Genomic DNA, 25,969 nt, shown 5'->3' with positions numbered 1-25,969 from the left:
GATTAGGTAGGGGGTAATACGGGTGGCTATCTTTAAAATTGTAACGCTGGGTGATCCCATCTTAAGAGAGAAAGCCGAGCCAGTGCGCAAAATAACTCCGCAGATTCATAAGTTGCTTGATAACATGGCAGAGACCATGTATGCCGCACCGGGGGTGGGGCTGGCCGCCCCCCAGATAGGAGTTAGCAAGCGGGTCATTGTGGTAGATGTGGGAGAAGGGTTGGTAGAGCTTATAAACCCGGAAATAGTAGCTAAAGAAGGAGAGGAGATCGGGGTAGAAGGATGCTTGAGCATTCCCGGTGTACAAGGAGAGGTAGCCCGGGCGGCTCGTGTGGTGGTAAGAGGGTTGGACCGTCACGGCCAGATGAAAGAATACAAGGCTCAGGGGTTGTTCGCCAGGGCTTTGCAACATGAGATCGACCATTTGGAGGGCATTCTTTTTATAGACAAAGTAATCCGCTGGGTGGAGGATACCCAGGGGGGGATATAGGGTTGAAAGTAGCTTTTATGGGGACCCCGGAGTTTGCTGCTTCTTGCTTGAGGGCTTTGTTAGAAAGCCGGCACCGGGTAGTAGGAGTAGTCACTCAGGTAGACCGTCCCCGAGGTAGAGGGAAGAAGTTAGCCTTCTCTCCCGTAAAGGAGCTAGCCCTGAAGCAAGGCTTGCCAGTGCTTCAACCTTCTAGCTTAAAAGATCTTGAATTCCTGCGCACTTTAAGGGAGTGGGGCCCTGAGGCGATAGTGGTAGCCGCTTTCGGCCGTTTATTGCCTCCGGTCGTACTGTCTCTACCGCCTTACGGTTGCATTAATGTTCACGCTTCATTGTTACCCCGTTACCGGGGGGCAGCACCCATACAGCGAGCCATAATGAACGGAGAAAAGGATACCGGGGTAACAACAATGTACATGGTAGAAAAATTAGATGCAGGAGATATCATACTCCAGGAGAAAGTAGCCATCCCTCCCGAAATGACGGCCGGAGAACTTGAACAGGAGTTGGCTTGTCTAGGTGCCCGGTTGCTGGTACGTACCTTAGATTTAATTGAAAACGGACAGGCTCCCCGTATCCCCCAAAACGAGGAGCTGGCTACTTACGCCCCCCCTTTAACTCCGGAGGAAGAAAAGATAGACTGGACAAAGGAAGCGGTTAAAATTGTAAATCACATCCGGGGCCTCAGCCCTGTCCCGGGGGCGTATACCCTGCGGGGGGAAGAGCGGCTTAAAATCTACCGGGCCCGAGTATGGCAGGGAGATAAGAAAATATTTGAAGGGAAGCCGGGACAAGTTACGGCAGTATTTCCCCAAGAAGGCTTCTTGGTCCAAACGGGTGAAGGGGAGGTATTGATTTTGGAGGTGCAGCCGCCGGGGAAAAGGGTGATGTCGGCGGCCGAGTATCTCAGGGGATACCGCCTGAAGGCAGGTGAATATTTAGGGTGAGGATAAAAAAACGGCTGTTTCTGGGTCTGTTGGTCATGAGCTTAGTCTTTATTATTTTGACCCTTCTAGGTGTCTGGTATATTTTAGCCCACAGGAGCGCTATATGGACTAAATTTTTATTATTTCTGGGCGCTTTTACTTTAGCTGGCTTTTTCTTTTTCTTAATCTTAGGTGTAGGCGGATTGGCCCTTATCCTTTGGCGCCATCACCCCCTTCCTTTTCTGCAACAGATGGGTATTTCTGTAGCCAATTTATTATTCCCCTTGGCCGTAATGCTCGGAAAGAGGCTGGGCATCTCTTCAGATACTGTCCGGGCCTCTTTTATAGAAATTAACAATCAGCTTGTACGGATGCAAAAGACAAGGGTTAAACCGGAGGAGATACTTCTCTTGGCGCCCCATTGCTTGCAGCGGAGTGACTGCCCTCATAAGATAACGGCGGACGTTTATAACTGTCGGCGCTGTGGTAGGTGCTCCATCCATATTCTTCTTGATTTAGCTGACCGTTACGGGGTTCGGTTGGCTGTAGCCACGGGGGGTACTCTGGCTAGGCATTTTGTGAAGATTTACCGTCCGCGAGTGGTAGTAGCCATCGCCTGCGAGAGGGATTTAACGAGCGGGATACAGGATACCCAGCCCTTGCCCGTATGGGGTATTGTTAACCTAAGGCCTTACGGCCCTTGCCTTAATACCCAGGTCGAAGTCACTAAGGTGGAGGAGGCTTTATGCTTTTTCTTGGGCTTAGAAGCCCAACTTCCGCAGCAGGCTGACTATCAGTATTTACAGGGCAGTAGAAGCATAATATAATTCCAGGTGAAAGAATGTCTTGACAGAGTAAAATTCTGCGCTTGAAGGAGGGGTGGAAGTTTGTTTTTTTGGGGAGATCCTACTTTTGTTCTATTAATACCGGCTATTCTACTTTCTTTGTACGCCCAGTTCAAGGTTCAGGCCACCTTTGAACAGTACTCGCGTATACCTTCGAGGAGAGGATTGACTGGTGCTCAAGTGGCCAGAGAAATCCTCGACCGTGCAGGGCTCCATGACGTAAGGGTGGAGATGATTCAGGGTTTTTTATCAGACCATTATGATCCCCGAAGCAAAGTGTTGCGCTTGTCCCCCGCAGTCTATCAGAGCAGCTCCCTGGCATCTTTAGGTGTAGCTGCCCATGAGGCGGGCCATGCTTTGCAGCACGGGACAGGGTATATCCCTTTACATATCCGGTCTAGCCTTGTCCCCCTAGTATCTTTCGGTTCCAACCTGGCTATCCCCTTACTAATTTTGGGCTTGATTATGGGGATTCCCTCTCTGGCCCGCCTAGGTATATACGCCTTTCTACTGGTAGTCATCTTCTCCTTGGTTACCTTGCCCGTAGAGTTTAATGCCAGCCGTAGGGCTGTTGCCCTGTTAGAAGGCGGGGGCTATCTAACAGTCCAGGAGCTCAGAGGAGCTAAGGAAGTATTAAATGCAGCAGCCCTAACTTATGTGGCCGCTGCTTTAGCTGCGATTTTAAACTTGCTACGCCTCATAATGCTGATGGGGTTCTTCGGGCGCCGTGAGGAATAGCCGGGAAGCAGCCTTACACATTATATACCGGGTTCTGGAAGAAGGAGCCTATACTAATCTTGCGGCTAATGAGGTCTTGAGGGAGAGCGGGCTTAAGAGCCGAGATCGAGCTTTAGCCCGGGAGATAGCTTATACAGCCATTAAGGCTTGGAATACCATCGACTGGGCCCTCAATCTGTATCTAAAGAAAAGGAAACTAGAGGACCTTCCTCCCTGGATCCGATGCATTTTGCGGGTAGGAGCGTCTCAGATTCTTTTTTTGTCCCGGATTCCTCCTTGGGCTGCTGTTTTCGAGACGGTGGCCTTGGCCAAAAAGTACGGCCATCAAGGAACGGCGGGCCTTGTAAACGCTGTTCTGCGCCGCCTTTTGCTCCATAAAGAACAACTTCCTTATCCTGACGTTAAGGAGGACCCGGTAGGACATATTTCCTTGCGCTATTATCACCCGGCCTGGATGGTGTCCTATTGGTTGTCCCGCTGGGGTCTGGACGAGACTATAGCGTTATGCAAGGCTAACAATATACCGCCACCCTTAACCGTCAGGGTAAACACCTTGAAAGCCACAGTTTCTCGGGTGCAAGAAATTCTGGATAAGGAGGGAGCAAAAGCCCGCCCCTGCCGTTTTGCTCCCGAAGGTCTAATAGTAGAAGGTTTTGATACGCTAGAAGATGCTCCGGCCTTTCAAGAGGGCCTGTTTTACGTTCAGGACGAAGCTTCCATGCTGGTAAGCCATGCAGTAAATCCGCACCCGTTGAGTACGGTGGTGGACGCTACGGCCGCACCCGGAGGCAAAACCACCCATTTGGCTCAGCTTATGAATAATGAAGGCCGGATTTTAGCCTTTGATACTCACAGGAAGCGGCTCCGCCTTATTGCCGATAATTGTCGACGCCTGGGGGTAACGTGTGTAGAGCTAAACCTGGGGGATGCCCGGTTGCTGGGCGCCTTGTATCCCGGCGTAGCCGATTACCTTTTAGTGGATGCGCCTTGCTCAGGGCTGGGGGTGTTGCGCCGCCGTCCTGATGCCCGTTGGCGCAAGGATACCGGTAATGTGCAGGAGCTAGCCGAAATACAGCTAACTATTTTAAAAGGAGCCTTTGGGGTCCTGAAACCGGGAGGCGTTTTGGTATACAGTACCTGCACTTTGACTTGGGAGGAGAACGAAGGGGTAATAAAGCGCTTTCTTGAGGAGAATCCTGAGGTAACCCTGGAGGACCTTTCGGCTTACCTTCCCAACCTTCCGCAAGACCTTGTACACAAGGCGCGGGGTGGGCAAGTGCAGTTTTTGCCCCACCTGCACGGTACGGACGGTTTTTTTATAGCCCGCCTGCGCAAAAGAAGTCGAAGTTACTGATAAGGTAATAGTTAAGGAACTAATTAAAAAACAGAGGGAGTAATTTTTAGAGATGGATTTTATGCCTTGGCAAGCTATAGTTTTCCAATCTATTCCGGAAAGTATAATATTGGTCAGCCTGGGGTTGGGACTGCTGGGTTTGTATCCCCCCTTTAAAAAGGTCGTTTTAATAAGTATTACTTATTCCCTTTCGTCGGTAATAATTCGTGCGTTACCCTTTCCCTTTGGCGTACATACCCTTATCCTTTTACCGTGGTTAACAGTGCTCCTCAAGAGCTTCTTTAAAATGGACTGGTGGAAGGCCTTTACGGCTGCGTTATTAGGAACCATAATTTTTGGCCTCGTAGAGAGTATTTCCACACCTTTCTTGCTGTCCCTTACTGGATATGATCTGGGGACAGTAATGCGCGACCCCTGGTTGAGGGTTCTATTTCCTTTACCTGATGAAGTTCTATTAGGGTGTCTGGCGTGGATAGTTTGGAGAAAGCGTCTTTTTTTCTTTCGTTCGGGACGGTCTAAGTTTTATTAAAAGGGAATGGAAGGGAAGATGATTAAAAGCCCCTTAGTTTTAATAGCTTTATTCTTAGTTCTCCTAGAGACTCTTCTTTTCGTTTTACTGAATCTAAGTTTTATAGCCGCCCCGGCTTTTCCTGCCCTATGGCCCGACGCAGTTACTGCCATCCAGATCATCGCGCCCTTTTTTATAATCACTTCTTTAAGCTTGATTTTCTTACTTTTCAAGTATGTAAATATAGAGCTAGAGGCGTCCAACCAGCGTATACACATAGAGAATTTACGCGAAAGCCTAGAAAATCTCCGGGCTCAGCGCCACGATTTTATGAGCCACTTGCAGGTAGTCCATGGATTACTCCAACTGGGGATGACCGATGAAGCTAGAGAATATGTAGCCTCTCTGTGTGCTGAAATCCGCCAGCCCACCCGTATCATCTCCCTAAACCATCCTGCCCTTGCCGCCCTAATCCAAAGTAAGATCGCTCTGGCGGAATCCCAGGGAATAGCCTGCCAATGTGAGGTTACCACCGAGTTAAGGGAGTTAATTATCCCTGGAACAGATATAACCAGAATATTTGGTAATTTATTAGATAATGCCATCGAGGCTCTTCAAAGAGCTAAAGGCGAAAGACGCCTATGGCTGAGGATATACGAGAAAGAAGAAGGGTATATATTCGAGGTAGGCAACACCGGCCCTGCCATTCCTTTGGCCTTGCAAGCTAAAATTTTTGAGCGGGGATTTACTACAAAGAAAAATAAGGAAGGCCATGGCCAGGGCCTGTTCATCGTTAAGACTTTAGTCGATAAGTATGAGGGCCGTATTAGCGTACATAGTAGTGACCAGGGCACCGTGTTTACCCTTCTTTTTCCCCAGCACAGAGGGTCGCAAGGATTTTCTTTTTAAATGTAGAAATATGCAAATATGGTAAGTCTTCACCACATAGCCGAGAAATGGGCCAGGACTATACTTTTCAAGGCGGGGCTAGACGGTGAACCCCGGCCGAAATATGGGGAAGAGACTCTGGCGGTGGTAACCTATGGCCTCGAAGTGGCTCTGGGAGCGTTAGGGGAGGTAGCGGCTGTTGTAGGGGCAGGGGCACTACTAAAGGTGTTCCCCGAGGTGATGGCAGCTTTCCTTACGCAGGCCATGTACCGCTTGGGGTCCGGGGGGGCCCATTGTACTGCCTATTACCGCTGCTTAATAAGTTCCCTAGTAGCCTTACTTCTTATAGCCGGTTCTGCACGGTACCTTGAGAAGATAATGCCAGACTGGGGGATCAGGGGACTTACACTTGCTGTTACGTTAGTTGCGTTAGCGGTAGTTGCTCGCTGGGCTCCGGCAGATACACCGGCGAATCCCATAACTAACCCTTTAAGAAGAAGGTCTCTCCGCCGGCTAAGTTTTTTATTCTTAGCCGGGTGGACAAACTTCGTTCTCTTAACAGTTGGAAAAATTAAAGCTAGCGTTCTTTATGCTTCCATAGTAGCCGTCCTCTTACAGACCGTAACCGTAACACCGCTGGGGTACCGGCTGATTATGAAGGTGGACAGAATTTTAGGTGGAAAAGTGTAGGAAGCTAGACCAGAGAGAGGAGGTGAGAAGGAATGTGGCGTAGGGCTTTAACTTGGGCAGTGTCGGCCCTTTCCCTTTTTGCTGTGCTGGTAGCCCAGAGCAGCGTATTACCCGCCAGCACCCTGCTCTGGTACCAGCCGGAGGTACCCAAGGCTTTAAGGAGATAGGATATAAATAACAAAGAGATAAACAGACGGCCGGTAAAGCTGTAGAGGATTAGGTTAGGGGGGGATATCCTCCCTTTTTCGTTTTTTGGTATATAATGGTATGAGTTTAGCCATACTAGTTTTCAGGCCTGGTATAATATTTACCAGGGGAATTTATACTTATGAATAAACTGTCTATGCCCAAAATCGAACTGCATGGGCTTGAACTACATGAGTTAAGAGAGCTTGTGACACGGCTGGGGGAGCCCGGTTACAGGGCTACCCAGCTTTTCCACTGGATTCATGCCCACCAAGCCGGAGAATGGGAGAGAATGACTAATTTACCCCGTGAATTTAAAGAAAAATTGAAGGAAGTGGGCTGCCTTCCGCAGCTATCCTGCCAACGCCGGTGGCAAGACCCGGTGGATGGTACCACTAAGCTTTTGCTTAATTTGCGCGATGGGGAGAAGATCGAATGTGTTTTGATGAAGTACGGAAAGGGAAGTGAGGTTTGGAGGTACACGGCTTGCGTTTCCAGCCAAGTAGGGTGTGCACTAGGATGCGCGTTTTGTGCTACAGGGAAGTCCGGTTTTAGGCGGAATCTTACGGCCGGAGAGATAGTGGAGCAGGTTTGGGTTCTGCAACGCCATCTGGGACCCCGCGAAGGAGAGAGGCGCATCGGCAATATAGTATTTATGGGCATGGGGGAGCCCTTACTAAATTATGAGGCTGTTCTTAAAGCGAGACGCATTTTAATGGATCCCCATGGCTGGGGGATAAGCCACCGGAGGATCACCCTTTCTACTTGTGGATTGGTACCTGAGATTAAACGGTTGGCTGAAGAAGAGCCGCCGGTCGAGCTCGCTGTCTCCCTACACGCTACGACCGATGAAACTAGGGATAAATTAGTTCCCATCAATAGGCGTTATCCTCTAAAAGAACTTCTTAAAGCCTGCCGGTACTACGCGCAAAAGACTAACCGTAGGATTACCTTTGAATATATTTTAATCAAAGGAATTAACGATACCTTGCAAGATGCCGATAGATTAGCCGGGATGGTGAAGGGTATCCTGGCTTATATCAATCTTTGGCCCTTTAATCCTATTCCCGGTTCTTCTTGGGAGCCCCCTCCGCGCAAGCAAGTACAAGATTTTGCCCTGCGTTTAAAACAGAGGGGCATAGAAGTGGCTGTAAGGCAAAGCCGGGGTAGCCGTATAGCGGCTGCCTGTGGCCAGTTGCGTTATTACCCGGCGGAGGAGGTTTAATCCGTGGGTTGGCTTGAAAATATAGAGAGCTGGGGGCGGCGGCTTTTTGAAGGTATTTTCCAGCGGGGGAAGGAGCATCACCTCCAACCAGTAGAGATCGCTAAAGCCCTGAGCAGGGTTATGATGGATCATCGTTCCGTAAGCGTTAATAAGATCTACGTACCGAATATATATTTAGTGTATTTAAGCCCCCGGGATTTTGAAAACCTCTCCATGTACAAAAAGGCTTTGGCCGCTGAATTAGCCGAGTATCTAAAAGAAAGAGCTGCGGCACAAAATTATACGTTGGTCGGCGATATAAAAGTTCAGTGGGAGCTTGACGAGGAACTTCCGCCTGGAGAACTCCGCGTCCATGCCCGGATGGAGGAGCAGTGGTCTCCCTCTTCTGAAGAGGATACGATGATATACCATCCTGTAAAGGACGGGGTCTCGTCTCCATCCCGCCGCCAGGAACTCAGGCTTTTGGTATTGGAGGGTCCTGACCAAGGTCGCAGTTTCGTTTTACATGAAGGCCGGCAGGTACTGGGACGCAATCCTACTTGTGAAGTCTTCTTAACGGATGAGCAAGTCTCTAGGCAGCATTGCCAAATTGAAGTAGAAGAAGGGAAAAGCATCTTAACCGATTTAGGGAGCAGAAACGGTACTATGGTGAACGGCCAGCCGGTCCAGCGAGCCCTCTTAAACCCTGGAGACTATATCCAGGTAGGGCGTACCCTCTTGCAGTTGCAGGTGGTAAGCCAATGACCCCCTGGCTTATGATCATATTTCGGTTTTTGTTCGTCTTTCTCCTTTATTTGTTTCTATTTCATGTTTTACGACTAATGTACCGGGACTTATTCAAGGATGCCCGGGTAAATTACCCTGTAAAGTCAGGGAATCTAGTTCTCAGGGTAAGGGAAAGCCTGAATGCTAATCTAAAAAAAGGACAAGTGTACCCCCTTGCAGAAAGTATTATGATAGGAAGGGAGGAATGGAACGATATTGTTATTAAGCAAAGCCATGTCTCCGGTCGCCACGCTATAATTACCCGCCAAGGCCCGAGATGGCAGATACGCGACTTGGGTAGCACTAACGGGACTTATGTAAACGGTGTGCGCATTAAAGGGCCTGTAGACCTGGTACCAGGAATGAAAATACGTATCGGCGGGGTGACCTTTGAAGTGGGGTGGGAAAATGCGGGCCGAAGCACTTACCCATACCGGCTTAATACGACCAGATAATGAAGATGCCTTCTTAGTGGATGTGGAGAAAGGAGTTTTAGCTGTTGCTGACGGGATGGGCGGACACCAGGCGGGAGAGGTAGCAAGCTTTCTTGCCCTTAAGGCTCTGTCAGAAAGATTAAAAGAAGGTGTAGCTAACGATCCATTGGCCGAGCTACAGGCCGCTGTGCGTTTCGCAAACGAAATAGTGTATCGTTCAGCCTGCCTGAGGCCCGAACTTAGCGGAATGGGGACTACTTTGACAGTGGCGTGGGTAGTCGGTTCCCAAGCCTTTTTGGCCCATGTAGGTGACAGCCGAGCCTATCTTTTCCGTGACGGACATTTAGAAGCCCTGACTTGCGATCATTCTTATGTAGGCGAACTCGTAAGAAGCGGTGGCCTATCGGCAGAGGAAGCGCGTTTTCATCCGCAGCGTAATATACTTACGAGGGCTTTAGGTACAGAAGCCGACGTTATAGTAGACACGCGGGTTGTTGGGCTTAAAACAGGAGACCTTTTACTTCTTTGTACCGATGGGCTCCTTGAAGTCGTAAAGGATGAAGAGATCGCCGAGATTTTGACTTTAAATAGGGAGCTTCAAAAAGCAGTGCAAAGCCTTGTCACCCTGGCGTTGGAACGGGGAGGCCCGGACAACATTACGGTGGTGCTGGGAGCTTATGAATAGAAGGTGGAGGGAGTTTACCCTCCTTTTATGGCCAAACCTTTTACTATTAAGCGGTTATTTTTATGGACAGATGGGAGAAGGGTCGCTCGCTTCTATAGACATTGGTGAGCTCAGCCTTTTGTTCAGTTCTTTTCTAGGCGCGCATTTTATACTAAAAGCCAGCAAACATGAAGGAGACGAATATTTATTACCCCTGGCTGCCATGCTGACTAGCCTAGGACTAATTTTTCTTTTTAGGTTAGATCCTGTATTAGCCAGACGGCAGGTGGCCTGGACGGGATTGGGCTTGCTTACTTTAGTCGGTGTCTGTTTAAAAGGCAGAGATTATCAACGGATGCTCCGGTATCCGTATCTGTATCTCACTTTAGGGCTCATCTTTTTAACTTTAACCATAATTGCCGGAACCCGCATAGGCGGAGCTAAAAGTTGGATAGTTTTGGGTCCTTTGAGCCTTGAGCCGGTAGAAGCGGTAAAAGTACTGGTCGTGCTTTTTTTGGCGGGATTTTTGGAAGAAAAGAAGGAGCTTATGCTGGTTGAGCCGGGCTGGTCCCGGTCGTGGGGACCTCTTTTCGTTGGTGTAGGTTTAGCGGTCCTTCTCTTAGTGTTCCAACGTGACCTCGGCTCTGCTTTAATTTTGTTGGTTGTTCTCTTAGGTATAATATACCTGGCTACTGGAAAAAAACGTTATGTAGCAGCAGGCAGCTTTTTGTTTGCATTGGGATCCCTCGGAGCATACCTAATTTTTCCCCATCTTAAGGTTAGGGTGAATATATGGCTTGATCCTTGGGAGGATCCCCAAGGAGCAGGGTACCAGGTGATTCAAGGAATGCTAGCTATAGCCAGTGGAGGAGTCTGGGGTACAGGTGTAGGATTAGGATACTCACAGATCATACCTGCAGTGGCCACTGATTTTATTTTTGCCACCATAGCGGAAGAAATGGGTTTCGTAGGGAGTTTTGGAGTAACCCTGCTTTACCTTCTCTTAGGCTACAGGGGTTTACGGGCAGCCCTAAGAGCACCTGAGGAACAAGGTACCTTGCTAGCGGCCGGTTTGACTATGCTCATTACTTTTCAAGCCTTTATTATTATAGCTGGAGTAAGTAAACTTTTGCCCCTGACCGGTGTCACTCTTCCTTTTGTGAGCTACGGGGGAAGCTCTCTGATCATTAGTTACCTTATTTTGGGCTTGCTTCTAAATGTGAGCGCAGCTCAGCGTAAGGTGTAAGGGAATTATGGACAGGTATGTGAGGCACTTGGCTTTGGCAATGGTAGCGATGTTTTTTATACTGCTTCTCCATCTCACCTATCTTCAGGTCCTTAAAGCACATGAGCTTTACCTTCATCCCTTAAACCCTCGTCTTAAACTGGTGGAAGAAAAGACCTTAAGGGGGAGTATGCTGGATAGGGAGGGGAAGGTTCTCGCCCGTACAAATTACTCTCCGGGGAGGCCTGTTAGAGAGTATCCTTTAGGAAGGGCCGCAGCCCATATAACAGGTTACACATCACCTAAGCTCGGCATGAGCGGTTTAGAAGCAGCTTATAATGGGGAATTGTTGGGGCTTAGGGGGAGCCTGGGTTATCTTAATGAGTTCCGCCAGTTGCAGGGTATGCTTCGTAAAGGATACAGCCTAGGCTTAACCTTGGATGCCGAATTGCAGCGTTTTGCTTTCCGGTTGTTGGAAGGATACCGGGGCGCGGCGGTGGCCTTAAATCCCCGGACCGGTGAAATTTTGGCCATGGCCAGCAGCCCTTCCTTCGAACCGCAGAATATAGAAGAGCAATGGGAACTACTACAAGATCCCAGGCAAGGTAGCCCCCTTTTGAATAGGGCTATTCAAGGACTATATCCTCCAGGCTCCACCATGAAATTAGTGGTCGCCATAGCAGCTTTGGAAAGGAATTTAAATATAGCCGAAAGGCGTTTTTACTGCCCGGGATATATAGAAATTGAAGGCCGTAGGCTGACTTGTCCCAGAGTTCATGGTAATATTAATTTCAGGGAAGCCCTGATGTATTCATGTAACGTAGCCTTTGCGCAACTGGCTATGGAGGTAGGGCCCACGGCCCTTAAAGAGGTGGCAGATAATCTCGGCTTTAACCAGGACCCTGATTTTGATCTGCCCGTGGCCACCTCCCTGGCACCTTTTACTGAAGATAGTGACGCTAATTTATTGGCCGAGGGTGCTATAGGCCAGGGGAAGGTATTGGCTACTCCTTGGCAGATGGCCATGGTGGCCGCAGCCATAGCTAATGAAGGCTTGTTGATGAGACCTTTTCTGGTGGCCAAAATCATAAATGATAAAGAGGAAGTTACCAGGGAAGTAACACCCAGGTTGGCGAGAGTGGTTACTTCACCCAGCATAGCGAGTATTGTTAGAGGAGCTATGGTTTCTGTCGTGGAAGAGGGTACTGGTCAGACCGCTGGGATACCTGGAATACGAGTTGCAGGTAAAACGGGTTCGGCTCAAAACCCGCAAGGTAAGGCACATTCTTGGTTTGTCGCTTTTGCACCGGCGGAAAATCCTCGGATAGCCGTAAGTGTTGTTATGGAGAATGCCGGAGCGGGAGCGGAAGCAGCGGCTCCAGTAGCTCGCGAAATCATAGCTAAAGCCTTAAGGCGGTGAAAGTGTGATCGGGAAAACTTTAGAAGGCCGCTATGAAATCAAGGAAGCTTTAGGTGGCGGCGGCATGGCTGAAGTATACCGTGGTGAAGACCGTCTGCTCCACCGGAGCGTTACTATTAAAATCTTGCGCGAACAGTTTGCTAACGATAAGGATTTTATAGCCCGTTTTCAACAGGAGGCGCGATCCGTAGCTAAGCTTTCCCACCCTAATGTGGTTAGTATCTACGATGTAGGCCAGGAAAACGGCCTGCATTATCTCGTTATGGAATACGTAGAGGGGCGTTCCTTAAAGGAAGTCATTAAACAAAAGGGATGCCTGCCCGTTGCTGAGGCGCTAGATATAGCCATCCAGATCTGTGATGCCCTAGAACACGCCCATGAAAATGGAGTAGTCCATAGAGATGTAAAACCCCACAATATTCTTATTACCAAGCATGGGCGGGTTAAGGTCACCGATTTTGGAATCGCCCAAGCCATGACCGAAGCCACCCTCACCTATAGCGGAACTTTGCTGGGGTCTGTACATTACCTGGCTCCCGAACAGGCTCGCGGCGAGCCCGCAGGGACGGCTGTAGACATTTATGCTTTAGGGGTAGTGCTCTATGAAATGGTTACAGGTGAGGTCCCTTTCCAGGGAGATACGCCTTTAGCGGTAGCTTTAAAGCACCTCCAGGAAGAGCCCCGGCCACCTAGGGAGTTAAACCCTAACATACCTCCTGCCCTGGAAAGAGTAATCCTGCGGGCGCTAGACAAAGACCCAAGCCGGCGCTACCCTACTGCAGCTGCCCTAAGGGCTGACCTGCGGGCTCTTCGTACCATGTTAGAAGATGATAATTTTGCTACCAAAGAGTTGCCCCTTTTGGCACAGGAAAAGGACCCTCCTACGCAGGCCAATGCACGCAAGCCTAGGATATGGGCCTGGGTGCTGGTTGTACTTGCCTTTCTGGGCTTGGCGGCCGGAGGGCTTTGGGCCGGTTTCCGGTATTATCTTATCGTAGGGGAGGTAGTAGTCCCATCGGTTGAAGGTTTACCTGAGGGTGAAGCTCTGGATAGGCTGGCCGCGGCAGGTCTTAAGGGGCAGGTGACTGCCAGGCAGAACCACCCGGAAGTTCCCCCGGGGAGGGTGATTTTTCAAGATCCTAAACCGGGAGAGAAAATTAAGCGGTCACGTCCGGTACTCCTTACAATTAGTTTAGGCCCGCGGATGCACCAGGTGCCAAATGTTGTGGGTTATCCCGAACGGTTGGCCAGAACCACGTTGCAGAATGAAAAATTTGCAGTAATCGTTGATCCCCAGGGGGTACACCATCCTACCATCGAGGCAGGTTCTGTAGTAGCTCAGGACCCGCCGGCCGGTACTCTGAGGCCGGAAGGAAGCGAGGTGAGGATTACTTTAAGCAAGGGGCCGGAACCCAGATATGTGCGCACACCCAACCTGATAGGCTTGAATTTAACCGAAGCCCAGCAGAGGATAAAGGAAAGCGGGTTAGAGCCGGGCACTATAACTTACCAGCGAAATGAGGAACACTACGCAGGAGTAATAATAAACCAAGATCCTCAACCGGGAACCTCTATCTTGCAGGGGAGCCCAGTTAATCTGGTGGTCAGCCAGGGACCGGGACCGGCTAGGCAAGAAGCGGTGGTTACCGTACCACCCAGCTCAGACGGAAAGGAACACAGGATAAGGATTGTCGTTATTGATGCCAAGGGTACCCACGAGGAATATAATGATATTCAGAAGCCGGGAGAAAAGATTGTGGCGGTCGTTCCTTATTATGGAAAAGGGAAGTTACAGGTTTTCAGGGACGATGAAATGATCTTAGAAAGGGCGGTGCCATAGGGGAAGGTTGTGAGTGGGAAAATATCTGAAAAAGATATTTTGAAGGAAGGGATACTGCTTAAGGGTGTCGGGGGCTTCTATTTTGTAAAAGGTGACGGAGGGGTCTACCAATGCCGCTTACGGGGCCGTTTCCGGAAGGAAGAAAAAGAGGTCTTGCCGGGGGATCGCGTTAAATTTCGGGAAGTGGCCCCTGGACAGGGAGTTATCGAAGATGTTTTACCTCGCAAGACCAAGCTTGAGCGACCCCCGGTGGCCAATGTGGATCAAGTCATTATAGTTATGTCTTTGGAGGAGCCCCCACCCGACCTTGAACTTTTGGACAGGCTTTTGGTCCTTAGCCTCGCCAACGGTACGGAGCCTCTTATTTGCTGGAATAAAGCCGATACGGCCAGAAAAGATTTTATACATCTGCCGTCCTTATATGAAGGCTTAGGTTACCGAGTATTGGTTACGAGTGCTAAAACGGGAGAAGGCATAGAAAGCTTACGAGAGGCTTTAAAAGGGCATATTAGCACCTTTGCGGGTCCGTCGGGTGCAGGGAAATCATCCCTACTTAACGCTATTCAGCCAGGGTTAAACTTAAAAACCGGTGAGGTAAGCAGGAAGCTAGGAAGAGGGCGTCATACCACAAGGCAAGTGGAACTCCTTATGCTTGATGCAGGGGGCATGGTTGCTGACACTCCCGGCTTTAGCCGGCTTTACCTCCCTGAAATGAAGCGAGAAGAATTAGCCGGCTATTTTCTAGAAATGGAGCCATTAAGGGCAGAGTGCCGCTTCCATTCTTGCTTGCACCGGGCCGAACCCGGTTGTAAAGTACGCGAAGCGGTCGAGGAAGGTCTTATCCCCCGACACCGTTATGAACACTATCTAAAATTCTTGGCAGAGGTCATAGAAGCCGAGAGGAGTTACTAAGGATAATGGCCATTATAGCACCCTCCTTACTTGCAGCCGATTTTGGGCGCCTGCGGGAGGAAGTCGCTTGTGTAGAGGCAGCAGGAGCTAAATGGCTACACGTGGATATAATGGACGGGCATTTTGTACCCAATCTCACCTTTGGTCCGGGCGTAGTCTCCGCTTTAAGGCCCTACACCAATATGACCTTTGATATACACTTGATGGTAGAGCGTCCGGAGAACTTTATAAAGGAATTTGCTGAAGCTGGAGCAGAATGGATTTCAGTGCATATAGAAGCTTGCCCCCATCTTCATAAGGTAATTCACCAGATCAGGGAGGCCGGTTGCCGTCCAGCGGTGGCCTTGAATCCAGCTACTAGCCTGAGGGGAGTGGAGTGGATCCTCGATGAAGTAGATATGATCCTGATCATGACTGTGAATCCCGGCTTCGGGGGTCAGCGTTTTATTCCAGCTATGTTAAAGAAGATAGAGGAATTGGCTAAATTAATAAAAGACCAGGGGAAAGAAGTGTTAATAGAGGTGGATGGAGGGATCAGCCAAGATAACGCTGCTGCTGTATGCCGGGCCGGCGCACAAGTTCTAGTTGCGGGGAGCGCTATTTTCGGCCAACAGGACAGGGCGGCCGCTTTTAAAGCTCTCCATCGTGCTGCAAGCCAAGCTGGCTAAACCAAGATGAGGGGATTAAACGATTTTTCCCGGCATTTTCCGACGGAAATATGCTTCAACGTGTTCCCTGCTAGGTAGCCCTGGCGCTGAGGGCAGGGCCCACACGTACGATACCCGTTTCTTCGATTTCCAAAAGGTGCACACGGGGATCGTGACCACATACGCGACAGCCATCAATCCTTATTGTACGTACTATGTCTCCGGGTTCTTTTCCATAAAAGGAAGACGTGCTGCGGCTGACCACCATTTTGGTCAGAACGAGCGTGCAATCCAAAATGTGGGATACACCGTATCCGCCGGCTGCTTCGGAGGACATTTCCTCGTGGCTGCTGCGTTTCTGGGAGATGAAGATAGCCGTCTGGTAATGCTCCTTCATCAGCTCATAGAGCCGGCGCACTATTGAGCGTGCTGCAGTTTCTTTACCTTCATAAAGTCCAGTAATTGAGTCTATAACACAACTTTTTATATCATGTTCTCTGATGATCTGCGCTAAGTGATTGCACAGGTCTCCTATATTGTCCCGCACCTCAGGCAAACGGGCAAGCTCTAATATAAAGATATTGTCTTCGATATCCTCCCAAGTCAAGCTTAGCGCTTGCGCCCTTTGACGGAGTCCCTGGGCCAGGAAGGGAGCAGGGACTTCCACAGTAACGAAAAGGGTAGCGAATTGGCGGGAAGCCTGGGTTAAAGCGAACTGCTCAGCCATGAGGGTCTTACCTGTATCAGGTACACCGGTAATATGGATTACCGAAGCTGAAGGCAGACCCTTTAAAGGTACCTTACGGTAGCCCTCCTCTTCCATGGTGAAGGTAAAGAAAAGGTCGTCTAGTCCTGGAATACCTGAAGGGATACCGAAAAGCTTAGGAATACGGTCCTCAAGTTGCTTAAGGGTTAGAAGTCGCAACTTCTTCCCCCTCTCTAGACTTATTAGGCTGTATGGCGCTTACCTGCTGTCCATTTTAGAATGGTACCGGAACCCGAGTCAAGGAGTAGAAACTCGGCGAGTACAAAAGGGAGGAAAGTAAAAATGAAAGCTTATACCAAATACCTCTGGTTTAACACCCCGAAGCGCCGGGAGTATATAAATATCACTGGTGAAGTAGAAAAGGCGGTAAGAGAGAGCGGTATCCAGGAAGGAATGGTTCTGGTATCTGCTATGCATATTACTGCCGGCGTATTTGTAAACGACGATGAAGAAGGTTTTATCCAAGATTTAGATGGGATGCTGGAAGAGATCGCTCCCTTTGGTAAACCTTATCACCACCACCGAACAGGCGAGGATAACGGCGATGCGCACCTAAAGAGTATACTGGTCCACCACCAAGTTGTCTTGCCTGTTACGGGAGGCAAGCTGGATTTGGGGCCCTGGCAGCAGGTATTTTACGCGGAGTTCGACGGGCGGAGAAGAAAGAGGGTTATTATTAAAGTACTGGGTGAATAGTTTCTATACCGCCGGAACGGCAAGTTGCTGTAAGCGAGGTTATCGTTGATACCGGGTGAGATAGCCCGTTTCCCTTGACGGTAGAAAGTGAGGGGTGCTATAATTCATTCAGACGTCTTCGGGGCTAGGTGAAATTCCTGACCGGCGGTGAAAGCCCGCGAGCTGCTTTAAAAGCAGTTGACCCGGTGGAATTCCGGGGCCGACAGTGAAAGTCTGGATGGGAGAAGACGTCAAAAAGTGTTCTTTTTCCTGCCCCGAGGAGGCCGAACGGGGTTTTATTTTTTATGTGTAGGGTTGACGATAAGGTCTTTATGCAAAGGGCCCTTGAGCTTGCCAGGCAGGGACTGGGGAGGACAAGGCCCAATCCCGCGGTTGGGGCCGTTGTGGTTCGGGACTGTAAGATAGTGGGTGAAGGTTATCATCAGAAGGCAGGTACCCCCCATGCTGAAATACACGCCTTGAAGGCGGCCGGGGAAATGGCCCGGGGTGCGACCCTTTACGTTACCTTGGAGCCGTGCTGCCATTACGGCCGGACACCTCCTTGTACCGAGGCCATTAAAGCTGCGGGTATTCGTAAGGTAGTCATAGCCATGCCCGATCCCAATCCTAAAGTAGCGGGTGAGGGGATAAGGCAGCTCAAAGAGGCCGGCATAGAGGTAGAGGTAGGGGTTTTAGCGCAGGAAGCCGGGCGGTTGAATGAAGCCTTCAGCAAGTATATAACTACCGGCCTGCCCTGGGTAACTATGAAGGTGGCTATGACTCTGGACGGTAAGATAGCCACGCGCACTGGTGCCTCGCGCTGGATAACCTGTGAGGCGTCGCGCCAGAAGGTTCACGAGCTGAGGGACACCCACGATGCTGTCTTGGTAGGTATCGGAACGGTTCTGGCTGATGATCCCCTACTCACCACCCGCTTGCCCGGAGGACGGGATGCCGTAAGGGTTATTTTAGACAGCTCTTTGAGGCTGCCCCTTAACGCTAAGGTTATCAATCCTTCTTCTCCGGCGCCCACGTGGGTGGCTACTACTGACCGGGCTCCGGTGGAGAAGATAAAAGAATTAGAAAGATTGGGAGTAGAAGTGCTCATCCTTCCCTCCGAACGGGGCCGGGTTTCTTGGGCGGCCTTGCTCAAAACTTTAGGTGAGCGGGAGATAACTAGTGTACTTCTAGAAGGAGGGGCAGAAGTCAACGCTTCAGCCTTAGAAAACGGTATAGTGGATAGAGTAATAGTTTTTATCGCCCCTAAGATTTTTGGAGGGAGGGAGGCCCCTGGACCTGTAGGAGGCGCAGGCATAAGTCGGCCGGATGAGGCCTGGAGACTGGAGGAAGTAGAGGTCCAGCCTTCAGGTACCGATATAATGATAACCGGCTTAGTAAAGAAAGACTCTACGTAGTAGGGGGAGTCTACAGTTAAGGAAGGAGTTTAAAAAGAATTCGGTAGAGCTTAAGCGGGACTTGGGTTCCAAAGGATGGCGACAGGGAGGCTAAAGGCCTGTGTTTACTGGAATAATCGAAGAGATCGGAAGGGTAAGGGAGGTAGAAGTTTACTTCTTAGGAGCGCGCCTTGTCATTCAAGCTCAAAAAGTGTTGGAAGGCACCAAAGTAGGTGACAGCATAGCTGTAAACGGAGCCTGCCTTACAGTGGTGGAAATTAAAAAGGGGGCTTTTGTTGCCGAAGTAATGGAGGAGACCCTTAAGGTCACCAACTTGGGTCGGCTAAAGGTGGGAGAAAGTGTAAACTTGGAAAGGGCCCTGCGCTGGGGAGACCGCATGGGAGGGCATCTGGTAAGCGGCCATGTGGATGGTGTAGGGCGTATACTTGGGCGAAGACCCGTGGGGCGGGCTCAAGAGATAACGGTAAGCTTACCTGAGCACCTAAAGCGCTATGTGGTTCCTAAAGGTTCCATAGCCCTGGATGGGACGAGCTTAACTGTGATAGAACGGCGAGATTCTACCTTTAAAGTGGGGCTCATTCCCCATACTCTGCACACCACCATCCTGGGCTCAAAGGGCGTAGGTGAAGAGGTAAACATTGAGGTAGATTTGATAGCAAGGTATTTAGAAGGTCTTTGCGGTCTGGAAGCGGTATCCTCGAAAATAGAACAGGCCAGAGAAAGAGGAATTACACTGGAATTTCTTTCTAGATATGGTTTTATTTAAATCGGGCACCTAAGGAGGTGGGGGAGAATTGACCGAAGAATTCCGCTTTAATACTATTGAAGAGGCTTTGGAGGATATACGCCAGGGTAAGATGGTGGTGGTAGTAGACGACCCTGACAGGGAAAACGAGGGAGACCTGGTTGTAGCGGCGGAAAAAGTCACTCCTGAGATCATAAATTTTATGGCCACCTACGGCCGCGGCCTTATATGTATGCCTATAATAGGGCAGAGGTTGGATGAATTAGAGTTAGGACCTATGGTAGCCGAAAATACAGAAGCTCAAGGCACGGCGTTTACTGTTTCCGTAGATGCAGCCGAGGTGACAACAGGAATCTCTGCTTACGAGCGAGCCCTGACGATAAAAAAGATAATCGATCCCAACACTAAACCCAGCGATCTGCGCCGTCCCGGGCATGTATTTCCCATCCGGGCCAAGGAGGGCGGTGTGCTTAAGCGTGCAGGGCATACGGAAGCTGCTGTAGACCTGGCTAGACTGGCCGGTCTATACCCTGCAGGGGTGATTTGCGAGATAATGAACGACGATGGAAGCATGGCTCGTGTACCGCAATTAATGGAGTTTTGCCGGCGCCATAACCTAAAAATAATCACCATTGCCGACCTTATTCAGTACCGGCGTCGGACAGAAAAGCTCATTCGTCGTGTGGCGGAGGCCCACCTGCCTACTCGTTACGGGGAATTCCGGGCCATAGCCTACGAAGATATCCTGGAGAAAAAGGGACATCTTGCTTTAGTAAAAGGCACTGTGGATGACGGCCAGCCCGTACTGGTAAGGGTTCATTCGGAATGTCTTACAGGGGATGTGTTCGGATCCTTAAGGTGCGATTGCGGAGAACAACTAGAGAGGGCTCTGCGCCTGATCGAGGCTGAAGGCCGCGGCGTGCTTCTGTATATGCGCCAGGAAGGAAGGGGTATCGGGCTTTTAAACAAAATAAAGGCGTATAAGCTACAAGAAGAAGGTAAGGATACAGTTGAAGCTAATGAAGCCTTAGGTTTTCCCCCGGACCTGCGTGATTACGGGATCGGAGCCCAGATCCTGGCCGATCTGGGAATTCGGGAATTGAGACTCTTAACTAATAATCCCCGTAAAATAGCCGGCTTAGAAGGCTATGGGCTTAAAGTAGTAGAAAGGGTACCCCTTGAGATTAAGCCCAACGGTATCAACCGCCGTTATCTTCAGGTTAAGAAAGAAAAATTAGGCCATTGGCTCAAGATAGGATAGGAAACCAAAAAGTAGGTAAAGGGAGGACAAACAGTCTATGGTTACTTTTCAAGGAAAACTTACCGCTAAAGGCTTAAAATTTGGGATAGTGGTAAGCCGTTTCAACGAGTTTATAACTCACCGTTTATTATCCGGCGCCCTGGATGCACTGGAACGTCATGGCGCTGGAGCAGAGGATATCCATGTGGCCTGGGTACCGGGAGCCTTTGAGATACCCCTTGTTGCCAAGCGGCTCGCCCAGCGGGGTTACGATGCCGTTATTTGCTTGGGGGCTGTTATTAGAGGGGCTACTCCCCACTTCGAATATGTAGCGGCAGAGGTCACCAAGGGAATCGCTCAGGTTAGTTTGACTACTGGCGTTCCCGTAATCTACGGACTTATTACGGCAGATAATTTGGAGCAAGCTATCGAACGGGCGGGAACCAAGGCGGGAAATAAGGGATTCGACGCTGCTATGGCTGCCATAGAGATGGCCAACCTTCTTAAGGATCTAGATGGCCCCGCAGGAAGGCTAAATTAAAGGTACTTCCCTTCCTCCCGCCTTTTAAATTTCCTAACAGGCTCCCTATAACGCCCGTTGGACCTTACCAGAGCGGAGGCAACGGGTGCATACATAAATACGGCGGCGGGTACCGTTGATAACCGCTCTAACACGTTGGAGGTTGGGGAACCATTTCCTTTTGGTCTTAATATTAGAGTGGCTAACTTGATGCCCTGTAGCAGCTTTCTTACCGCATATAGCGCAGACAGCCATAAAATCCACCTCTCTTTAAAGTATCACGCCGCTTATTTTACCAAAGTTCTTTTTATAACGCAAGGATAGGGGGAGGCAAGCTGTCGAAGATGAAGACGGCTTCAACTACTGTAAAGCAAAGGAAGTGTACAGTATGAGACAGGCCAGAGGTTGGCATGGACAGAAAGCGGAGGTTATACCTCTTAGAATTACCAAGGACCTTTCTATCATGGAAGTCCTACAGGCCTATCCTGAAGTACGTTCCATTTTTATCCGTCACGGCATGGGTTGCTTGGAATGTATGGGTGCTATGTCGGAAACTATTGAGACGGGAGCGCGAATGCATGGAATTAACTTAGAAGAATTATTAGCAGACCTTAATAAGGCTATACGGGCGCAAAGGGAGGACTAAAAAAGGTCTGGGAAGCTTATGATAAATAAGCCAGTAGCTCAAGTTAAATATGTCGGGGACAAGAAGGCGGCCAAGCTTGCACATCTTGGTATTCGTACTACCGGGGATCTGCTTTATCACTTTCCCAGGCGTTATGAGGACCGGAGGCAGCTTAAGCCTTTAACTCAATTAGTCCCTGGTGAAACCGTTACTGTAAGGGTCATGGTAGTGGGTTGGGAACAAAGGGATATACGCCCTAACCTTGTGCTCGTACGAGCTGAGATATCCGACGGGCAGCATAGGGGTTATGCCCTGTGGTTTAACCAACCCTACATTAAACGGCGGCTGCCCCCAGGCAGCTTAGTGCTTCTTACCGGTAAAGTTAGCCGCCGCTCTATTTTCCCGGAAATCCAGGTAGAAGAATATGAATTGGTGGATAATGAGGGTTCAAGCCTGAATACTGGCTATTTAGTACCTTTTTATCCTTCCACAGCAGGACTAACGCAGCAGTGGTTCCGTAAGGTTATTTTCCAAGCCCTTAGTGAATGCCTTCCCTCCGTAGAGGAAACGTTACCGTTAAAATGGCGGGAGAAGTATCGCCTGGTACCCTTATCCAAAGCTTTAAAAGATATCCACTTCCCGGCCGATGAAGAAGCGTTGCGCCAGGCAAGACGAAGGTTAGTTTATGAGGAGTTACTGATATGGGAACTAGCCTTAGCTCTACATACTCATAAGCGCAGGATGATTGCTCCGGGTATTGCCCATAGCCGTGATAATACTTTAGTGGAAAGATTTTTACGTAATCTACCTTTTTCGTTGACTAAAGCCCAGGAAAGAGTCATACAGGAAATATTCGCGGATATGGAAGCTCCCCGCCCTATGGCGAGGCTTTTGCAAGGTGATGTGGGGTCGGGCAAGACCATCGTGGCCGCCGCGGCCTTGCTTAAAGCAGCTACCGGGGGCTGGCAAGGGGCCCTCATGGTACCTACCGAAGTGCTGGCTGAACAGCACTTTTTAACTTTCAAACGTCTGTTAGCCCCCTTGAGTTTGCCCGTAGCTTTGCTTACTGGAAGTACGAGCCGTAAAGACAGAGAGAAAATTTTGATCGGGTTAGAAGATGGGTATATACCTATTGTCATAGGCACTCACGCGTTGATCCAACAGGATGTAAACTTTAAAGCTTTGGGTCTTGCTGTCATCGATGAACAGCACCGTTTCGGTGTAAGCCAGAGGGCAGAACTTTCCTCAAAAGGCTTGCTGCCCGACGTTTTAGTTATGACTGCCACCCCTATTCCCCGGACTTTGGCCCTAGTAGCTTACGGCGACCTCGATGTGTCTCTGTTAGATGAGTTACCACCGGGAAGAAAACCGGTCTTAACTTATATTCTGTACGAAAGTCAGAGGCAGCAGGCTTACCGCTTGATCGCCCGGGAAGTCTTGGCCGGCCGGCAAGCTTATGTTGTCTGTCCGTTGATTGAGGAAAGTGATGCTTTGGAAGCAGCTGCAGCTACGGCCAAGGCCCAGGAGTTACAGACCGAGGTATTCCCGGATTTTAGGATAGGCCTCCTTCACGGAAGGATGCGGCCTACCGAAAAAGAAGAAATTATGGAGCGTTTTCGCCAAGGAGAAATCCAGATTTTGGTTACAACTACAGTTATTGAGGTGGGAGTAGACGTACCTAATGCCACAGTAATGATGATAGAAGGCGCTGAGCGCTACGGATTGGCCCAACTCCACCAGCTCAGGGGCAGGATAGCTCGTAGCCACCACCAGGCTTACTGCTTTTTAGTCACAAAGAGCAATGATAAAGAAACAAGGCGCAGGCTTAAAGTATTAGTGGAAAACCACGATGGTTTTGCCATCGCCGAGGCAGACCTTCAGCTCCGCGGGCCAGGAGAATTGTTCGGCACCCGCCAACACGGATGGCCGGAATTCCGCTTGGCTGAGTTTCCGCGGGACCTTAAAGCTCTGGAACAAGCCCGAAAAGATGCCCACTTCCTTATTTCTTCGGGGTACCTTGACCGTCCTGAATTTGCCGTCTTGAGAGCGCTGGCCGAAAGTAAAATCCAGCAACTTAAATTATGAATTTTTTTCTTTGCTCCAGATAAACTAAATCAGGGGTATTCAATAACTTTGGACAAAATTTCTGGGGGGAGGTAAGGTATGCAGTTGCAGGAAGGGGAGCAAGCCTTACTGGCTTACTTTTCCAGTAACAGGTCCGCCCAGGAGGCTGTGCTAGCGTTGAAGAAGGCCGGGTTCCGTACAGCTCAACTTGATAGGGTAGGCCGATTTGGGGTCCGTTTTAATGACCAGTACAACAACCCTGTGGCCAACCAGGCCAACACTATCACAGGCCTAACCTTGTACAGTGCAGATGTTAATCCCCAGGTAAAAACGGACACCAGGGCCCTTTTAGGTGCTGACCCTTCCGTGAGTGGAATGGGTTTGCATGATTATGGAGTGGCAGGAAGCGAAAGCTTTTTGGTTACGGTTGTGGTACCCGAAAATCGGGCAGGGGAGGCCAAAAAGATTATAGAGGAGCACGGCGGAAAGCTGTAAAACAAAAAATAAATTTAGTTTGTTAAGTATGTAATGACAATTTATGCTGACCAAATAATACTAGCTGTCCTTCGGCATAAAAGGGTCCTTACGAAGCATACTAGAACTAGACTAAAGGTTAAGGAGGTGAAATAGATGCCCCGTGGAGGCAGGACCAACCGCCTTTTGATCCCGCAGGCTCGGGCTCAGATGGAGAAATTCAAGCAGGAAGTGGCCAGTGAGCTGGGGATCTCCAACTACAGCGGTTACCTCGGCGATCTGCCCTCCAAGGTAAACGGCTCGGTTGGAGGGTTGATGGTTAAAAAGATGATCGCCGCCTATGAGCAAACGCTCACCGGGACTGCCGCTGGCGGCCTTGGTGGCGATGTTGAGCTGGGCGCTGCTGAGCAGGTAACCGGGCGGATTAGCGGCCCCAATCCCGCTTTTACCACCGGTGGGCAAAGGTTGAACCTCAATGCTCAGCAGTATAATGCCCAGTCTACCGGTATGGTCTAACCCTCTTTCCCTTTTCAGGCGGGCTTTCAGCCCGCCTTTTTAATGTAGGGGAATAGCCGCTTTAGTTTTTAGAAGAGTAGTATGTAAGGTTTGGTTGAGGGCAGCTCCCACCACCCAAGCCAAATTGTGGATTAGGTCGTCTATTTCTTTAGGGGTGACCGTTAAATTACCGCCGAAGGGTTTTAATATTTCCTGGATTAAACCTTTAACCCAATTAGGATCTCCAGTCCAAAATTCGGCCTGAATACTTTGATGTGTTCTGGCTAAGGTCTCGTAGATGATGACAGCGGCATGGACTACCGTTGGTATTCCTACGGCTATGACCGGTATGCCCATGGTGTCACGGTTTATAGCTATACGCTGCTTGCCTACTCCTGAACCCGGGCTGATACCGGTATCCGTAAGTTGAATACTGGTACCTATGCGATGTAGGTCTCCAGCAGCTAAAGCATCGATAGCTATGATGACTTTGGGTTGGGTACGGTCTACTACGCCCCGTATAATCTCCGCAGTTTCGATACCCGTGGTGCCAAGGACACCGGGAGAAAGGGCGCTTACCGGCCTGCTGCCGGGAGGTAAAGTTTGTGGAGCATATTGAAACAGGTGTCTTGTAACAGTAAATTCACTGATGACCTTGGGACCCAAGGAGTCTGGTGTAGCCTGCCAATTACCCAGGCCTACTACCAATACGGGGTCTGCTGGCCCAATTTTCAGGTTTTGAAGCAGTAAGGTTAATTTTTGTGAGAGCAGGTGCGCTACAGCTTCCTGTACCGGGGGATCGGCCCTAAGTAAGGCCGGAGCTTCTATAGTAATGTATGTACCTGGGGTCTTACCCAAAGCTCGGGCTCCTTCCAGATTAAAAATGTGTATGGTTGTGATAGTTGCATGGGGGTGATGTTCCTTATCTTCTTTGACCCCGGGAATTTCGCGCTTGGTAGCGCCCCGTAAAAGAGCATGGGCCTCTATTGCTAGGTCCAAGTTTACTCCACAAACCCGATAAAACTGGTAGCGGTCCACAGGCCATTTTCCTCCTTGGTTTTCTTGTTGTAGGGTATCCAGAATGAAAAAAAATATGCATGAGAAGGGAATCTTTTCCCCGGTGTTGAATAAATTCTTTAGGCTTAGAGTAACATTTTAGTGGGGATGGGCATTTGGGCAGCAGGAACGTTGGGGAA

The 25,969-nt window shown here is 49.7% G+C and carries 30 protein-coding genes and 1 riboswitch; of the genes, 27 read left to right on the top strand and 3 right to left on the bottom strand.

Annotated elements, in window-relative coordinates:
- Positions 1-22 precede the first annotated feature (22 nt).
- The 18 genes from def (at position 23) to rpe (ending at position 15,775) form a co-directional block, all read left to right on the top strand.
- Positions 23-490 carry a peptide deformylase gene (gene def / locus L5656_RS00150; RefSeq protein WP_297197229.1) on the top strand — a complete coding sequence of 156 codons (468 nt, stop codon included), beginning with the start codon at positions 23-25 and terminating at the stop codon, positions 488-490.
- Positions 491-492: 2 nt separating this feature from the next.
- A complete protein-coding gene (gene fmt, locus L5656_RS00145; protein WP_297197226.1) occupies positions 493-1,434 on the top strand; it encodes a methionyl-tRNA formyltransferase in 942 nt (313 codons plus the stop codon).
- Positions 1,431-2,240: a DUF116 domain-containing protein gene (locus L5656_RS00140; protein WP_297197222.1), complete on the top strand. Its 810-nt coding sequence runs from the start codon at positions 1,431-1,433 to the stop codon at positions 2,238-2,240. Before fmt ends, L5656_RS00140 begins: the two co-directional genes overlap by 4 nt.
- 60 nt (positions 2,241-2,300) lie before the next feature.
- Positions 2,301-2,996: a zinc metallopeptidase gene (locus tag L5656_RS00135; RefSeq protein WP_297197219.1), complete on the top strand. Its 696-nt coding sequence runs from the start codon at positions 2,301-2,303 to the stop codon at positions 2,994-2,996.
- Positions 2,986-4,350 (top strand): 16S rRNA (cytosine(967)-C(5))-methyltransferase RsmB, encoded by a 1,365-nt coding sequence (rsmB, locus tag L5656_RS00130; RefSeq protein WP_297197216.1) that lies wholly within the window; start codon positions 2,986-2,988, stop codon positions 4,348-4,350. Before L5656_RS00135 ends, rsmB begins: the two co-directional genes overlap by 11 nt.
- 52 nt (positions 4,351-4,402) lie before the next feature.
- A complete protein-coding gene (locus L5656_RS00125; protein ID WP_297197214.1) occupies positions 4,403-4,879 on the top strand; it encodes a hypothetical protein in 477 nt (158 codons plus the stop codon).
- An 18-nt stretch (positions 4,880-4,897) separates the two neighbouring features.
- On the top strand, positions 4,898-5,767 hold the full coding sequence (locus L5656_RS00120) for a sensor histidine kinase (protein WP_297197211.1): 870 nt from the start codon (positions 4,898-4,900) through the stop codon (positions 5,765-5,767).
- Between the two features lie 18 nt (positions 5,768-5,785).
- Positions 5,786-6,436, top strand: coding sequence for an accessory gene regulator ArgB-like protein (locus L5656_RS00115; protein ID WP_297197208.1), 651 nt, complete (start codon positions 5,786-5,788; stop codon positions 6,434-6,436).
- Positions 6,437-6,468: 32 nt separating this feature from the next.
- Entirely contained in the window at positions 6,469-6,603 is a 135-nt protein-coding gene (locus L5656_RS00110) for a cyclic lactone autoinducer peptide (protein ID WP_297197205.1), read from the top strand.
- 161 nt (positions 6,604-6,764) lie between these two features.
- Positions 6,765-7,847 (top strand): 23S rRNA (adenine(2503)-C(2))-methyltransferase RlmN, encoded by a 1,083-nt coding sequence (gene rlmN / locus L5656_RS00105; protein ID WP_297197202.1) that lies wholly within the window; start codon positions 6,765-6,767, stop codon positions 7,845-7,847.
- A gap of 3 nt (positions 7,848-7,850) precedes the next feature.
- Positions 7,851-8,591 carry an FhaA domain-containing protein gene (locus tag L5656_RS00100; protein ID WP_297197200.1) on the top strand — a complete coding sequence of 247 codons (741 nt, stop codon included), beginning with the start codon at positions 7,851-7,853 and terminating at the stop codon, positions 8,589-8,591.
- Positions 8,588-9,067, top strand: a complete 480-nt coding sequence (locus L5656_RS00095) for an FHA domain-containing protein (protein WP_297197197.1) — start codon at positions 8,588-8,590, stop codon at positions 9,065-9,067. The genes L5656_RS00100 and L5656_RS00095 overlap by 4 nt, the downstream gene beginning before the upstream one ends.
- Positions 9,021-9,731, top strand: coding sequence for a Stp1/IreP family PP2C-type Ser/Thr phosphatase (locus tag L5656_RS00090; RefSeq protein ID WP_297197194.1), 711 nt, complete (start codon positions 9,021-9,023; stop codon positions 9,729-9,731). The genes L5656_RS00095 and L5656_RS00090 overlap by 47 nt, the downstream gene beginning before the upstream one ends.
- A complete protein-coding gene (locus L5656_RS00085; protein ID WP_297197191.1) occupies positions 9,724-10,956 on the top strand; it encodes an FtsW/RodA/SpoVE family cell cycle protein in 1,233 nt (410 codons plus the stop codon). Before L5656_RS00090 ends, L5656_RS00085 begins: the two co-directional genes overlap by 8 nt.
- Before the next feature lie 7 nt (positions 10,957-10,963).
- Positions 10,964-12,355 (top strand): peptidoglycan D,D-transpeptidase FtsI family protein, encoded by a 1,392-nt coding sequence (locus tag L5656_RS00080; protein ID WP_297197188.1) that lies wholly within the window; start codon positions 10,964-10,966, stop codon positions 12,353-12,355.
- A 4-nt stretch (positions 12,356-12,359) separates the two neighbouring features.
- Positions 12,360-14,195 carry a Stk1 family PASTA domain-containing Ser/Thr kinase gene (gene pknB, locus L5656_RS00075; RefSeq protein ID WP_297197186.1) on the top strand — a complete coding sequence of 612 codons (1,836 nt, stop codon included), beginning with the start codon at positions 12,360-12,362 and terminating at the stop codon, positions 14,193-14,195.
- A gap of 9 nt (positions 14,196-14,204) precedes the next feature.
- Entirely contained in the window at positions 14,205-15,107 is a 903-nt protein-coding gene (gene rsgA / locus L5656_RS00070; RefSeq protein WP_297197183.1) for a ribosome small subunit-dependent GTPase A, read from the top strand.
- Positions 15,108-15,112: 5 nt separating this feature from the next.
- Positions 15,113-15,775 carry a ribulose-phosphate 3-epimerase gene (gene rpe, locus L5656_RS00065; RefSeq protein ID WP_297197180.1) on the top strand — a complete coding sequence of 221 codons (663 nt, stop codon included), beginning with the start codon at positions 15,113-15,115 and terminating at the stop codon, positions 15,773-15,775.
- A 70-nt stretch (positions 15,776-15,845) separates the two neighbouring features.
- Here rpe and L5656_RS00060 read toward each other — a convergent pair whose 3' ends face one another.
- Positions 15,846-16,679 (bottom strand): KaiC domain-containing protein, encoded by an 834-nt coding sequence (locus tag L5656_RS00060; RefSeq protein ID WP_297197177.1) that lies wholly within the window; start codon positions 16,677-16,679, stop codon positions 15,846-15,848.
- A 123-nt stretch (positions 16,680-16,802) separates the two neighbouring features.
- Here L5656_RS00060 and L5656_RS00055 point away from each other — a divergent pair, with 123 nt between their 5' ends.
- The 5 genes from L5656_RS00055 to ribH all read left to right on the top strand — a co-directional run bounded on the left by L5656_RS00055 (position 16,803) and on the right by ribH (position 21,136).
- Positions 16,803-17,216: a secondary thiamine-phosphate synthase enzyme YjbQ gene (locus tag L5656_RS00055; protein WP_297197175.1), complete on the top strand. Its 414-nt coding sequence runs from the start codon at positions 16,803-16,805 to the stop codon at positions 17,214-17,216.
- Between the two features lie 110 nt (positions 17,217-17,326).
- A riboswitch (FMN riboswitch) is annotated at positions 17,327-17,449 on the top strand.
- Positions 17,450-17,500: 51 nt separating this feature from the next.
- Positions 17,501-18,610 (top strand): bifunctional diaminohydroxyphosphoribosylaminopyrimidine deaminase/5-amino-6-(5-phosphoribosylamino)uracil reductase RibD, encoded by a 1,110-nt coding sequence (gene ribD / locus L5656_RS00050; RefSeq protein WP_297197171.1) that lies wholly within the window; start codon positions 17,501-17,503, stop codon positions 18,608-18,610.
- Between the two features lie 100 nt (positions 18,611-18,710).
- Positions 18,711-19,376 carry a riboflavin synthase gene (locus tag L5656_RS00045; RefSeq protein ID WP_297197168.1) on the top strand — a complete coding sequence of 222 codons (666 nt, stop codon included), beginning with the start codon at positions 18,711-18,713 and terminating at the stop codon, positions 19,374-19,376.
- A 28-nt stretch (positions 19,377-19,404) separates the two neighbouring features.
- A complete protein-coding gene (locus L5656_RS00040) occupies positions 19,405-20,616 on the top strand; it encodes a bifunctional 3,4-dihydroxy-2-butanone-4-phosphate synthase/GTP cyclohydrolase II (RefSeq protein ID WP_297197165.1) in 1,212 nt (403 codons plus the stop codon).
- 37 nt (positions 20,617-20,653) lie between these two features.
- On the top strand, positions 20,654-21,136 hold the full coding sequence (ribH, locus tag L5656_RS00035; RefSeq protein WP_297197163.1) for a 6,7-dimethyl-8-ribityllumazine synthase: 483 nt from the start codon (positions 20,654-20,656) through the stop codon (positions 21,134-21,136).
- Between the two features lie 45 nt (positions 21,137-21,181).
- Here ribH and rpmB read toward each other — a convergent pair whose 3' ends face one another.
- Positions 21,182-21,370, bottom strand: a complete 189-nt coding sequence (gene rpmB, locus L5656_RS00030; RefSeq protein ID WP_297197160.1) for a 50S ribosomal protein L28 — start codon at positions 21,368-21,370, stop codon at positions 21,182-21,184.
- 133 nt (positions 21,371-21,503) lie between these two features.
- Between rpmB and L5656_RS00025 the strand changes: the two genes are divergently transcribed.
- From L5656_RS00025 to L5656_RS00010, 4 genes are all read left to right on the top strand, one after another.
- Complete coding sequence (locus L5656_RS00025) at positions 21,504-21,761, top strand: DUF1858 domain-containing protein (protein WP_297197157.1); 258 nt, start codon at positions 21,504-21,506, stop codon at positions 21,759-21,761.
- A gap of 18 nt (positions 21,762-21,779) precedes the next feature.
- A complete protein-coding gene (gene recG / locus L5656_RS00020; protein WP_297197154.1) occupies positions 21,780-23,825 on the top strand; it encodes an ATP-dependent DNA helicase RecG in 2,046 nt (681 codons plus the stop codon).
- Positions 23,826-23,903: 78 nt separating this feature from the next.
- Positions 23,904-24,299, top strand: a complete 396-nt coding sequence (locus tag L5656_RS00015) for a hypothetical protein (RefSeq protein WP_297197151.1) — start codon at positions 23,904-23,906, stop codon at positions 24,297-24,299.
- A gap of 135 nt (positions 24,300-24,434) precedes the next feature.
- The gene (locus tag L5656_RS00010; RefSeq protein ID WP_297197148.1) at positions 24,435-24,794 is read left to right on the top strand and encodes an alpha/beta-type small acid-soluble spore protein; all 360 of its coding nucleotides are present in this window, start codon (positions 24,435-24,437) and stop codon (positions 24,792-24,794) included.
- Between the two features lie 39 nt (positions 24,795-24,833).
- On the opposite strand, the gene gpr is transcribed toward L5656_RS00010, so the two are convergent.
- Positions 24,834-25,811 carry a GPR endopeptidase gene (gene gpr / locus L5656_RS00005; protein WP_297197145.1) on the bottom strand — a complete coding sequence of 326 codons (978 nt, stop codon included), beginning with the start codon at positions 25,809-25,811 and terminating at the stop codon, positions 24,834-24,836.
- Positions 25,812-25,969 lie beyond the last annotated feature (158 nt).

This window comes from Thermanaeromonas sp. (assembly GCF_021890735.1).
Lineage (GTDB): Bacteria > Bacillota > DSM-521 > Neomoorellales > Neomoorellaceae > Thermanaeromonas.
Note: the sequence above shows the minus strand (reverse complement) of the source record. Positions and strands in the feature narration are given on the sequence as shown.